General features: G+C 74.1%; 5 protein-coding genes. 1 reads left to right on the top strand and 4 read right to left on the bottom strand.

The window, feature by feature from the left end:
* The 3 genes from eccCa to D9V36_RS16930 form a co-directional block, all read right to left on the bottom strand.
* Positions 1-3,960, bottom strand: a complete 3,960-nt coding sequence (gene eccCa / locus D9V36_RS16920; protein WP_129294515.1) for a type VII secretion protein EccCa — start codon at positions 3,958-3,960, stop codon at positions 1-3.
* Between the two features lie 243 nt (positions 3,961-4,203).
* Entirely contained in the window at positions 4,204-4,848 is a 645-nt protein-coding gene (locus D9V36_RS16925) for a helix-turn-helix transcriptional regulator (protein WP_129294516.1), read from the bottom strand.
* A 178-nt stretch (positions 4,849-5,026) separates the two neighbouring features.
* A complete protein-coding gene (locus tag D9V36_RS16930) occupies positions 5,027-7,996 on the bottom strand; it encodes a LuxR family transcriptional regulator (RefSeq protein WP_129294517.1) in 2,970 nt (989 codons plus the stop codon).
* A gap of 656 nt (positions 7,997-8,652) precedes the next feature.
* Between D9V36_RS16930 and D9V36_RS16935 the strand changes: the two genes are divergently transcribed.
* Positions 8,653-9,687 (top strand): RICIN domain-containing protein, encoded by a 1,035-nt coding sequence (locus tag D9V36_RS16935; RefSeq protein ID WP_241721321.1) that lies wholly within the window; start codon positions 8,653-8,655, stop codon positions 9,685-9,687.
* A 91-nt stretch (positions 9,688-9,778) separates the two neighbouring features.
* Here the strand turns inward: D9V36_RS16935 and D9V36_RS16940 are convergent, their stop codons facing one another.
* Positions 9,779-12,637: a helix-turn-helix transcriptional regulator gene (locus D9V36_RS16940; protein WP_164992962.1), complete on the bottom strand. Its 2,859-nt coding sequence runs from the start codon at positions 12,635-12,637 to the stop codon at positions 9,779-9,781.
* Between the last annotated feature and the right edge of the window lie 256 nt (positions 12,638-12,893).

The raw sequence follows: 12,893 nt of genomic DNA on the forward strand, positions 1-12,893 counted from the left end.
TCAGGGGCCCGCGTATCCGACCTGCATCAGGCGCACACCGCGGCGGGTGACGAGCTGCGCACGGCCGGGGGGCAGGGTCCGCGGCCTGGCCTCACCGATGAACTTGCCTTCCTCCTTGGGGTAGGAGTGCAGCAGTGCCGGGTTGCCCAGTTCCCAGATCCGGCGCAGCACCGGGTCCATCATGGCGCGGCCGGCTCCGGAGGTGGAACGCGAGATCACCAGATGCAGGCCGATGTTCACGGAGTGGGCGAGCATCGGGGCGAGCGGGTTGAGCGGCGAACCGCTGCCCGGCCCACCACCGTAGAGGTCGTAGTCGTCAATGAGCATGAAGAGCCTCGGCCCGGACCACCAGTCGCGCCGGGGCAGGCGCTCGGGGGCGATGTCGGCGCCGGGGACGCGCTTGCCGACCGACACCGCGGCGCTGCCGGCGAGTTGGGTGAGGCTCTCGCCGTCCACCGCGAAACCCACCCGGTACTCCTCGGGGACGAGGCCGAGCAGATCGCGCCGGGTGTCGGCGAGCAGGATGCGGGCCTCGTCCGGCTGGTAGCGGCGGGTGATGGCATCGATCGTCAGCCGCAGGACGTTGGTCTTGCCGGTCTCGGCGTCGCCGAAGACCATCAGGTGCGGGGCGGCCCCAAAGTCGTGCCACACCGGGGCGAGGCGCTGCTCGTCCCAGCCGACGCAGACCCGCAGGTCGCCCTCGGGCGCCGGGAGCTTGTCCAGCGGCAGCTTGGCGGGCAGCATCCGCACGCCGGGGGCCTGCCGTCCGGTCCAGAAGGTGTCGATCTCGGCGACGGCCGACCTGGTCGCCGCGGTGAGGTCCTCGGTCCCGGAGGAGCTGTCCAGGCGGGGCAGCGCGGACAGGAAGTGGAACTTGGACTTGGTCAGGCCGCGGCCCGGCTGCTGGGGCACGCTCGCGGCGAGCTTGGAGCCGAGCTCGGACTCCACGGCGTCACCGAGGCGGAGTTCGAGCTTGCTGCCGAACAGGTCGCGGGCGCGCGGCCGGATCTCCGACCAGCGCACCGCGGAGGCCACCACGTGCAGGCCGAAGGACAGGCCCCGGGCCGCCAGGTCGGTGATGCGCGGCTCCAGCTCCTCGAAGTCCTGCTTGAGGGTGCCCCAGTTGTCGATGACGAGGAAGACGTCGCCGTAGGGGTCGTCGATCTGGCCGCTGTCCCGCATCTGCCGGTACGCCGTCATCGACTCCAGGCCGTTCTCGGTGAAGCGCCGTTCGCGGGCCTCCAGCAGCTGGCTGAGCTCCTCCACCGTGCGCGTCACGCGATCCCGCTCCATGCGGGTGGCGATCGAGCCGACGTGCGGCAGGCCCGCAGTGGACTGCAGACCGCCGCCGCCGAAGTCGAGGCAGTAGAACTGCACCTCGCGCGGGGTGTGGGTGAGGGCGAGGGAGAGCATCAGGGTGCGCAGCGTCGTGGACTTGCCGCTCTGCGGGGCGCCGGCGATGGCCAGGTGGCCGTCGGCGCCGGACAGGTCGGCGACCAGCAGTTCGCGCAGCTGCTCGTAGGGCCGGTCGACCATGCCGAGGGGTACGCGCAGGGCGCCGAGCGCCGCGTAGTCGACGGCGCTCATGCCGCGCTCCGGGTCGGGGACGATACCGGGCAGCAACTGGTCGAGGCTGGGCGAGAAGTCCAGCGGCGGCAGCCACACCTGGCGGGCCGGCGGGCCGGCGCCCTCCAGCCGGTCCACCAGGACCTCCAGCAGGCTCTCCTCGTCGTCGGAGGCCGGCTCGGCCGTCGGCGTCTGCTGCGCGGTGTGCTCCTCGGCCGTCTCCGTGTCGTCCGGCGGCACCGGGGTGCGCTGCTCCATGCCGAAGGCGACGATCTCCTGGGAGCCGGCGATCGCCTCCGTCGGGCGGGACGCGGTCTGCGGGGCCGGGGCGGCGCCCGAGACGTAGGCGGCCTTGAAGCGGGCCAGGTTAGTGGTGTCGACCTTCAGGTAGCCGTTGCCCGGTGCGGACGGCAGCTCGTAGGCGGAGCCGACGCCGATGACGCTGCGGGATTCCATCGAGGAGAAGGTGCGCAGCGCGATCCGGTACGACAGGTGGCCCTCGACCCGGTGGATGCGGCCCTCGTCCAGCCGCTGGGAGGCCAGCAGCAGGTGCACGCCCAGCGAGCGGCCGAGGCGCCCGATGGTGACGAACAACTCGACGAACTCCGGCTTGGTGGCCAGCAGTTCGGAGAACTCGTCCACCACGATCACCAGGGACGGCAGCGGGGTGAGCGGCGCGCCGCCGAGCCGCGCCTTCTCGTAGTCGTAGAGGGAGGAGTGCCCGCTCTCGCGCAGCAGCTCCTGGCGGCGGATCATCTCGCCCTGGAGCGAGTCCCGCATACGGTCCACGAGGTGGAGCTCGTCGGCCAGGTTGGTGATGACCGCGGAGGTGTGCGGCAACCGGTCCATGTTGAGGAAGGTCGCGCCACCCTTGAAGTCCACCAGCACGAAGTTGAGGATGTCCGAGGAGTGCGTCGCCGCGAGCCCGATGACCAGGGTGCGCACCAGTTCACTCTTGCCGGAACCGGTCGCGCCGATCAGCAGACCGTGCGGGCCCATACCGGCTTGGGCTGACTCCTTGAGGTCCAGCTCCAGGACCTCGTTGTCCTCGGTGATGCCGATCGGCACCCGCAGCCGCGAGCTCTGGGCCGTCCGGGTGCGCCACAGGGAGGGCACGTCGAAGGAGCGCGGGTCGCGGACGCCGAGCAGGGTGGCGAGGTCGAAGTCGGTCTCCAGCGGCTGCTCGACGAGTTCGATGCCGCCGCTGCTGGTGCGCATCGGCGCCAGGACACGGGCGAGTTCCTCGGCGGCCGAGGCGCTCAGCGTGTCGGCTCTCGCCGTGACGGCGGTGTCCCCCGAGGGGTACTCCACCTCGCCGTCCCGCACGGACAGCCGCAGCACGTCGGGGCCGCCGGTCATCGCGCCGGTGGCGTCCAGCAGCACGACATTGCGGATGCCGTCCGCCAGCAGCCGGGAGGTCTCGGGCAGGTACGCCCGGTAGGCGAGCACGACGACGAAGGGCTCGCCGGGCCGGGGCGGCGAGCCGGGCTCGTGCTCGGGGCGCTCGGTCACCTCAAGCAGGTCCAGCAGCACGTCATGGTCGTCCGACACCAGCCGCAGCGGACCAGTCTCGTCCTCCAGGTGCGGGTGCGCGTTGTGGGGCAGCCACTTCAGCCAGTCCCATTCGGTGCGCCCCACCGCGTCGGTGAGCAGGGCGATGCGCATCTCGTCCGGCGCGTGCGCCACGGCGAGCCGGCCGATCAGGGCACGCAGCAGGCCGAGTGCGGCCTCGCCGTCGCCGGCCAGCTCCACGCTGGTGAACCGGCGCAGCGGCACCGTCACCGGCAGGTGGGTGACGTTCTGGTACGCCTTGGTGAAGCGCCGCAGCGAGATCGCCGAGAGCGGTTCGAGGTCCTCCACCGGCTTGGTCTCCGGCGGCGCCAGGGCCAGGCCCGCCCTGCGGGAGCCAAGGCCGATGCGCACCTCGGCGAAGTCCTCGTGCCCGCCCCTGCGCTCCCACAGGCGCGGCCCGGACGCCATCGCCCACAGGTCCTGCGGGCGCGGGTTGTCCCAGTAGGCCGCGGCGCGCTGCTCGGCAGCCGCCTGCCGCACCTGGCGGCGCAGTTGGGCGAGGTAGCGCAGGTAGTCGCGGCGCTCGGCGCGCATCTTGCGCTTGCGCTCGGCGCCGCGGCGGCCGATCTGGGTGAGCGCCATGCTCAGCATCGCCGTGCCCATCATCCCGGACATCAGGAACGTCGTGGGAGATTTGGCGCCGAGGGTGAACATCATCGCCATGGCACCCACGCCCAGCAGCATCGGCAGGTAGACCAGTACCGAGCTGAAGTCCGCGGTGGCGGGCTCACCGAGGGCGGGAGGTTCAGCCAGCTCGATCTGTCCCTCCGGGGCCTCGGGGCCGGGGACACGAGGCGAGCGGTTGACGACCACGGTGCTCATCGGTCTGTCCTTCAGGATGGTGGTGGGCCCGGACGGAGCCGCGGCATGGCAGCACGGCTGCCCTTTTCACAGTAGGGAGGGGCGGCGCGACGTCGGGAGCCGGTGGTGGAAAACTGTCCGTCCGGACAGCGGAACTGTGCCTGCCAGTTCAGCGGTGGTCCGGCCGTCCCCGCGGCGTCGGCGTCGCGCGGTGGCGTGGGGAACCTGCCCCGGCGGGACGCGGCCGGATGGCCCGGCGCGCCGTCAGATGAGGCCGGAGCGGATGGCGTAGGAGACGGCGTGCGCGCGGTTGCGCAGCCGGAGCCGCTTCATCACGCCGTACAGCACGTACTTGATGGTGCGCTCGGAGTAGCACAGTTTCGCGGCGATCTGCGACAGTTCCTCGCCCTCGGCGACGAGCCGCAGCACGTCCATCTCACGGGAGCTGATCCCGGAGGCCGCCAGGCCGCGAGGCACCAGGACCTCGCGCTGGGTGACCTGGACCTGCTCCATCAGCGTCCCCTGGAGGGAGGCGGGGAAACTGCCGCCGCCCTGCGCGACGGCGAGCAGGGTCCGGGTGAAGTCGGCCGGGGTGAAGGAGTCGCGCCACAGCACCGCCCGCACCCCGCGGTCGACGGCCGCGGAGATGTCGGCCCGCCACTGCATTTTGGCCACGACAAGGACGAACAGGACGTCCGCGGCGTCGCTGAGCGCGCCCAGGGACTCCAGCGCGGCGGCGTCCGCGACATCCGTGGCGACCACCACGACGTCACCGTCGCGTACGTCACTGACGGACACCTCGGCCAGTTCGCGGTCGTGCTGGAGATAGCTGACCAGACCGGCACGGACGATGCCTTCGGGCGCGTGTATCGCCACACGCACGGTGTCGACAAGCATGTGTGGCGACATACGCACTCTCCTGGGATATGCGGTGTGCGGAGATCGAACGGGGCGATCGTGCCACGACGGGAAGGCCGCATGCCCCCGGAGCTGCCCTGTCGCGCAAGTCATGGGGAAACCTGGCATGTAGGACGTGCGTGCGAATTGAGCCGCTTTGTGGCGGGTGGCTCCACGTGGGGCCACCCGCTCACCGCTCCGGAGTGCCCAGTGGGTGCCCGGTGCGCACCGCGGCCACGACCTCCGCGCGGGACCGCACACCGACGCGGGCGAAGAGCCGGGTGAGCCGGTTGGCCACGGCGTCCTCGCTGAGGCCGAGGACAGCGGCGATCTGACGGTTGGACAGTCCCTCGGCGACGAGCACGGCTAACAGCTGCTCGTTCTCCGCGGTGGCCTGTTTGCGCCCGGGGACGGGGTGCCGGCTCTCCCGGATGGCGGCGCGGGTGCGGAACCGCCACAGCGACGCGCCGACGTCACCGAACAGCTGATACGCCTCGTACAGCCAGGGAGCCGGGCCGCCGCTCGCCGACGCCGCGGCAAGCAGCGTCTCGGCGGTCTCGAACGGCTGGCTCCTGGAGCGGGCCAAGCCCACCGCCTCCCGCAGGAGGTCTTGGACCACGGTCGCGTCCTGCCCGGGGAGTTGGGCCGCGGCGCGCAGGTGGAGCAGGTGCGCGCGGCCCTGGCCGGTCCGCTGTGCCACCCGCTCCAGCTCCCGCACGCACTCCGCCGCCGCAGAGACCTGGCCGGTGTCCAGGCACACCTGAACCAGGGCGGCCCACAGCTCGTCGGTGCCGTAGACGTACCCGCCGGCCTCGGCGGCCTTCAGCCCCCGCCGCAGCGTCTGCTCGGCACCGGAGAGGTCGCCGAGCGTCCGCGCCAGTTCCGCCTCGGCGCGGTCCAGGAGGGACTCGGACGGCCCGGTCGCCCGCCCGCGCGCCTCGTCCAGGAAATACTGGGCGCTCCGGGTGCGGCCACGAGCGAGCAGGACGGCCGACATGCGCTCGGGCAGCAGGTGGTGTCCGGGTGTGGGCATGTCGACCTGACCGCTCACCAGGGCCCGCCGGGCCACCGCCAGCGCGTCGTCCCACCGGCCCTCCAGGTGGTGCCACAGGAACAGGCTGTACGCGGGGAGCGCCTTCTCGGTGATCCCCCGGCGGGCCAGGACCGCTCCGGCCTCCCGCAGGTCCCCCGCGCCGAGGAGCTGGTCCACCTGGATCACGGTCACCGCGTACCGCCCGTAGCGGGGCAGTTCGTTCATGTCCGGCAGGGTCAGCGACCGGACGAACCGCTCCGGCTCACCGCAGACGAGCTCGGCCACGGCGCGGAACAGCGCGGGGAACACCCGGGCGGCCCGCGCCTCGTCCCCCTGGGCGGCCCGTGCGTCGTCCTCCTCCCGGCCGGTCTGCCTGAGCAGCGCCAGCGCCTGCGTCCACCGGCCCTGCCCGCACAGCGCCAGGGCCCGCCCGGTCACCTCCACCGCGGGCGGCAGGCCCTGCATCCGCCACCAGCGGCCCGAGGCCAGCCGGTCCAGCCATATCCGGTCGCCGACGGCGGCCGCGGACCCCACCAACAAGGCCGCGGCCTCCTGGAGCGCCACGAGGCCGAAGCCGGCCGGGTCGCGCAGTACCGAGGCGGCGGCCCGCCGGGCGGCCTCGTACTCGCCCGCGGTGTAGGCCATCCCCACGTACCGCCGGATCAGGTCGTCCCGCACCTCCGGCTCCTCGGCGAAGCGGACGGCGGTCCGCAGCCACCGCAGCATCCCCCGCCGGCCCGGGTCGGGGTGCAGCCGGTCGGCCGCCGCCGCCAACTCGGCCACCACACGCCGGCGGTCCAGGCCAAAGTCCACCTCGGCGAGCCGGTCCGGCAGGTAGGTGTCGGGGTCGGCCTCGGCGAGCAGCTCCGCCGCGGCCCCCTGCGTCCCGGCCTCCTGCGTCCCGGCCCGCCGCGCGGCCGCCGCGTCCCGGACCGCTGCCACCGCGGCGACCGACAGCCGGTTGCGTTCCAGGGGGCCCAGCCGGCGGCGGACCGTGTGCTCCAACAGGGGGACGGAGAACGCCCACCCGCGGGGCGGAGCGCCCTCGGGGCCGGGGAGTTCCCCCACGATCCCCGCGGCGATCAGGGCGCCCAGGCCGTCGTCCACGAGCGCCGCTGACAAGCCGGTCGCCTCGGCCACGTGTGTCGCGGCCGCCCGGCCCAGCGGCCACAGAACGCTCAGCGCCGCGGCCACCGTGCGGCTCGGCTCGCCCAGCGCGCGCAGCGCCGCGACGAACCGGTCCTCGTCCGGCAGCACCGGCGGCGGAGTGCCCGGACACAGCAGGACCCGGTCGTCGACCGTCCGGGTCGCGCCGTTCCGGGACCACGCGGTGAGCAGGACGTCGACCGCCGCCGGCACTCCCCCGCTCATGTCGTGTGCCTCGCAGACCAGTTCAGGGTCCGCGACCGCATGCAGCCGCCGGCTGACCACCGCGGCGACCTCCGCCCGCTCCAGACGCGGCAGGACGGTGCGGTGCGCGCCGCGACGGTTCGCCAGGCGCTCCACCCCGCCACTCGGGCCACCACCGGGCGTGTGCCGCCCGGCCCCCCTGTGCCGGAGCACCGACAGGACCAGCCGCACGTCGGGCGCGACCCGTTCGAGGTCGACGCCGCCGAGCAGGTCCAGCGACTCGGTGTCGGCGTGGTGGGCGTCGTCGACCACGAGGGTCAGGGGGGCGGACTGCGCCAGGGCGGCCACCAGCGCCCGGCCCATGGCGGCCGGTTCCCCGCGCTCGACGGCGGCCAGCGCGTCCGCCGCCCCGCCGTCGGCCCGCCGCGGCCTGGGCGGGGACTGCCGGTGCGGTGCGAGCGCCTTGACCAGCCGCAGCGCCAGCAGCAGCGGGCGCCGGCCGTCCTCGGGGTCGCAGACCAGGAACGAGACCTCCCTCTCGTCCGCACGTGCCCCGGTGGCGAGGGCATGGACGAACGTGGAACGGCCGACGCCGCGTTCCCCCTCGACGACCAGCAGGTTCGGCCCCTCGGAGGCGAAGAGGCGCTGCCGGACGTCCGCCAACGCCCGCTCGCGACCGGGCAGGTGCGCCGGGTCCCGGTCGGCGCCGTCCGCCGGGCCCGCGCCCGACGGCTTCGCGGCGAAGTCGTCCGCGGCCGGTCCGCTTCGGTTGCCCATGTCTCCTCCAGCAGAGTGCGTCTGCCGGACCGCCGTCGGCGGGGCCCGCCGCACGAGCGGGCCTGGTGCCCGGAGCGGTCTCGGGTGTCATTCACCACCCGGGTGTCACGCACCACTCAGGTGTCACGCACCACTCAGGTGTCACTACAAGTGAGGTTACGTTCTCCCGCGGTTCCGTCCCACAGGGCCCCACAGTCGGGCCGGGCTCGCCGGCAGCGGCCGGCGAGGTGGTGCGTACCCCGTCGTACGCGCCGTGGAGCGACCCTCGTGCGACACAGTGACAGCGCCCGAGATCTCTGAACTCCCCTGCGGACCTTTCCCTTTTGTACGCGCACCGATGTACGCCCGCGCCAAACGCCGGGACGTGGCGGGCGGGTGGGCCCCGCTTCCGGGGAGAACCACTAGCATCCCGGACAGGCGAGACCGGCCACGGCCGGCCCCCACCTCACCTAGCCACCCCGTCAAGGAGGCACGCCCTGACTGCGCAGCTCTCACGCTCCTCACGGCGGGAGCCCCACGACGCGGAGAGCCCGGGGCCCCCGGCGCCCTCCGCCGACCCGGCGGTGCCGGACCCCGGCATCTCCGGCTCCCCGCCATCGAACCGCACCCCGAAGAGCCCGGCCGGCGCTCGGCTGCGAGGGCGCCTGGTGCAGCGCATGCGAGCCGCGGCCCGCATGCAGACGCTCGCCGACGGCTCACCCGCGCTCTGGGACCAGGACGCGGACCGCACGGAGGCGCCGCACCCCGGCACCCGCAACCCGCCGGGCACGGACGGGAAACCCTCCCCGCCGGCACCGACACCGGCCGCAGCCGGGAAGACCTCCCCGCCGACCACACCGCCGGCGGCGCGGCAGCGCCATCCCCGCAGGACGCTGCTCGCCGCGGCGGTCGGCGGCGTGGCCCTGCTGTCGGTGCCGTTCCTGCTCATGGCGCCGGGTTCGCACGGCAAGTCCACGGACCGTCAGGGCGCCTTGGCCGACATCCCGCAGGACGCCGTGCCCGGGAGCCGGGCGCCGTCCTCCTCCGGCTCCCACTCACCCTCCGCCTCCAAGTCCGCCGCCTCCGCCGCGCCCTCCACCTCCGCGGGGCACCACGCCCCGAAGCCGAAGCCCCGCCCGGGGAACGGTCACCCGGCCGGCCCCGGCGGCGCCCCGACGGTGGACTCCCCGGCGAAGAACGCGCTCTCGGGCGGTTCGCTCGCCCCGGCCGGCTCCCGGCTGTTCGGAGGCGCCTCCCAGGCGCTGCTGCACAACCGCGCCACCGGCCTCTGCGCCGACCTGCCGGACCTGGGCAACGGGGCGGCCAACGGTCCCGTCAACGAGTTCCACTGCCAGGCCGGTGACGCCGACAACCAGATGTGGAACCTCCAGATGGTCCAGGGCAAGGGACCGGGGGGCGCGAACCTCTTCGTGGTCCGCAACACCAAGGACAATCTGTGCATGGACCTGCCGGACTTCGGCGGGCAGCCGGCGGGCACCAAGGTCTCCGAGTTCCCGTGCAACGGGAGCGCCCAGGACAACCAGACCTGGTACGTCTGGCCGGGACAGGACAACCACTACCAGCTCCGCAACTCCCGGAGCGGCGGCCTGTGCCTGGGCGTCGACGGGGGGCCGGGCGCCGGCCCCGACGCCCGCCTCCAACTGCGGCCCTGCGGACCCGCCGACACCGACTGGTCCTGGTCGGGTTCCTGAAGTCCACGGAATTCACGGAGTTCACGGGGCTCCCCGCGTTCACGGAGTGCGCGGGGAGCCCCGCCGGTCGGCGACCACGACGCACCGTCCGTCACCCCAGCAAGTGCACATGGCCGGGTTGCGCCACGGAGCGAGCGTCGCCCCCCGCTGCCGGCACGTGGGGCAGCAGGCCCAGCCGGGCCAGGCTCCCGTCGAGCCGGGACGCGGCCAACTCCGTGCGGGAACGGCACCCGGTGCGCTGGAAGAGCCGGGTCAGCCGCTGCTCCACGGTCTTCTCGCTGCACGCCATGAGGGCGGCTATCCGCCGGTTCGTCTCACCGTCGCTCACCAGGTCGATCAGGCGCACATCGCTCTCGTTCAGCCTGGTCGGAGTGGCCCGCCGCCGCGGCAGGCTCAGCTTCAGACCGTTCTGCCGCGCCCGGACGGCGAGAATGTCGCGCAGGTACGCCGATGCCCCGAGCGACTGCGCGTCCCGCACGGCCTCGTCCAACCAGGTCTGGGGGTCGTCGCCCACCACGACCAGGCACTCCCAGGCGAACAGCGCCAACAGCCGGTCGCCGCGCCGCCGCACCAGGGGTAAGGCGGTCCGCACGCTGCCGGCGTCGCGGTGCAGCAGCGCCCGCCCGAGGAGTACGGACTCCCGCGTCATCGGGGAGTCCACCTCGTCGTGCAGGGCGTCCAGTTCCTCCTGCGCCCGCTCGCAGTCCCGCTCCCGGCCGTCCCGCGAACCGAACGAGAGCAACCGCAGCAACAGCCGGTCCAGGCCCGCGAGCACACCGTTCTCGCGCGCCCACTCGACGTCCTGCCACGCCCGCTCGAACGCCTCGTCGGCCCCGCCCGTCGCGTGACGGACGCTCAGCCACACCCGCCCGATCAGGGGGTGGAAGACGGTCTCGGGTATGAGCTCCAGCCATGCGCGGGCCTGCCCGATGTCGCCGCGTATCCAGTGGATCTCGCCCGCCAGCGCCCGTGCCAGCTGGGCGGCGCCGGAGAAATCGCGGGACCTGCTGCGCAGTTCGATCCGGCGGACCCCGGACAGCGTCTCGTCCCACCGGCCCGCGAGGTAGTCGCGGACCACCGCGTGGTACCGCACCGCGGTGCTGTCGCCGGCCTTGACGTACCGGTCCGCCAGCACCGCCTCCAGGGCACCGGCCAGGTCACCGTACGCGGCGACGCCGCGCAGCCGGTCCCAGGCCGCCCCCTCGACCGCCACCGGCAGGTCGCGGCGGGCCCGTTCGCTATCCTCCCGCCCGCCCACCACCGCCGCCAGCAGCCGGGTCTCGGCCGGCGTGGGCAGCGGGCCACAAGCGGGCTCGTCCGCCCCGGGCGCGCCGGCCCACACCATGGGGGTCAGCGGCCCGATCCCGTACCGCCCGCCCAGCGCCGCCAGGCCCGCCGCCGCCGGTATCCGCCGCAGCGCGGCGGAGCGCCGGTCCTCCGCCGCCTCGGTGTGCCGGGGGCCGTGTTCGTGCAGCGCCGCCATGCTCCAGGCGCGGGCGCTGAAGTCCAGGTCGGCCCCGGCGTTCGCGGGCGCGGCGTCGAGGCAGGCGGTCAACGGCTCCGCCAGCGCCAGCGACCCGGCGTAGTCGGCGTTCCGCAGGCCGAGTTCCAGCGCCTGGCGCAGCACGCCGGACGCCTCCGGTCCCGGCCGCATGCGGTCCAGCGCCGCGCCGTAGACAGCGACCGCCCGGGGCGCGGAGAACCGCGCGTACCTGCCGGCTGCCGCCAGCAGCAGCGGCACCGCGACCCCGTCGTCCAACTCCGGGCCGACGGCGATCGCGTGGCCGGCCAGTCGGGGGTGGCCGGTGCCCGCGGAGACCGGGCCGAGCCGGTCGAGAGCCGTACGCACGATACGGGCGTGCAGCTCCGGCACGTCGCAGGTGACGGGCAGCTTCCGCAGCGCCGCCGCCAGCGCCGGCACGGCGAATCCCACCCGCCCCTCCTGGTCGGCCATCAGCACGCCCTGGGTGAACAGCTGGTCCACAGCCCGGACGGCGTCGGGCCTGGCTCCCCGGCCCGGCGTCGTCATGCGGTGCAGGTCCTCCAGGCGCAACTCGGCCGTGGCGACCAGGCGGGCCAGCGCGGCCGCGACCTTGGTGCGCCCGGCGTCCGGGGGGAGGTCCGGCCACCCGAGGGCGGCCAGCTCCTCCGCGTCCCCGCCGAAGCGCAGGCCGCCCGCCGGTTCGCTGAGGGCGAGCCGGCCGTCCAATTCCAGGAGCGCCCCGTCCTGTTCGATCCCGGCGAGCACCGAGAGCAGCGCGGCGGGGTTGCCCCTCAAGGGGCCGAGGGAGCGGGCCACCGCCGTCACCAGGTCGGGCTCGACCGGGTGGCCGAGCCGACGCGAGAGCATTTCGCGCACGTCGTCCGGCGCCAGCGGGCCCAGGTCGAGTACGTCATCGGCGGCCGGCGGCAGGTGTTCGCCGCGGTGTGCCGGCGCGGCCGGCCGGGACGCCAGCACCACGGGCAGGCCGACGGGCCGGAAGACGCGCAGCAGCAGCCCCAGAGCGGAGGCGGTGGCCGGCGGCAAGCCGTCGATGCCGTCCACCACCATGGAGAACGGGACGTGCTCCGCCGCGTCGGTGAGGACCTCGCCGATCGTGGACAGCAGGGCGAGCCCCCCGTCACGGCCGGCGGTCCGCAGTTCCACGCGCCGGATCTCGACCACGCGCGCCGGCAGCCGGCCATCGCTGATCCGGGCCAGCAGCCGGCAGACCGCGTCGACCAGCGCCGCCGTGCCCGGCTCCCCCTCGGACGTCGACAGGCCGAGCCGCAGCACCTTCGCGCCGCCCTGCACCGCCGCCAGGCGGCCGGACTCCACGACGGTGGTCTTGCCCACTCCGCCGGCACCGGTGACCAGCACGGTCCGTGCGGTGCCGGTGGAGCCCAGTGCGCGGGCGACCGCGCGGACGTCGTCCTCCCTGCCTGGCAGGGACGAACCGGGCTGCTGCATCGACCGACTCCTCACTCCGGGCCCGGCAGGCAACCGCCGGGTGATGGTCCGAAAGCCTGGCGCCGGCCTCGTCGACGTCTGAGGCCATGAGGCCGCATCCGGCGTCCGGCGAATCCGCTGGGTACCGATCGGTGCTGGTGCCAGGTTTCCCTGTCGTTTGGTGTCCAGCGATCCGCTCCCGGCCGTGACCTGAACCGTGCGTGACACCATTGACGTCTTGAACAAATGATGAACTACTCCTTTGTCTGCGGGAGGT

Source organism: Streptomyces lydicus (genome assembly GCF_004125265.1).
In the GTDB taxonomy this organism is placed as follows: domain Bacteria; phylum Actinomycetota; class Actinomycetes; order Streptomycetales; family Streptomycetaceae; genus Streptomyces; species Streptomyces lydicus_C.

Bases quoted from the DNA above. Each gene is read 5' to 3' on its own strand.
- D9V36_RS16940 (WP_164992962.1), bottom strand. From the start codon at position 12,637: ATGCAGCAGCCCGGTTCGTCCCTGCCAGGCAGGGAGGACGACGTCCGC.
- D9V36_RS16925 (WP_129294516.1), bottom strand. From the start codon at position 4,848: ATGTCGCCACACATGCTTGTCGACACCGTGCGTGTGGCGATACACGCG.
- eccCa (WP_129294515.1), bottom strand. From the start codon at position 3,960: ATGAGCACCGTGGTCGTCAACCGCTCGCCTCGTGTCCCCGGCCCCGAG.
- D9V36_RS16930 (WP_129294517.1), bottom strand. From the start codon at position 7,996: ATGGGCAACCGAAGCGGACCGGCCGCGGACGACTTCGCCGCGAAGCCG.
- D9V36_RS16935 (WP_241721321.1), top strand. From the start codon at position 8,653: ATGCGAGCCGCGGCCCGCATGCAGACGCTCGCCGACGGCTCACCCGCG.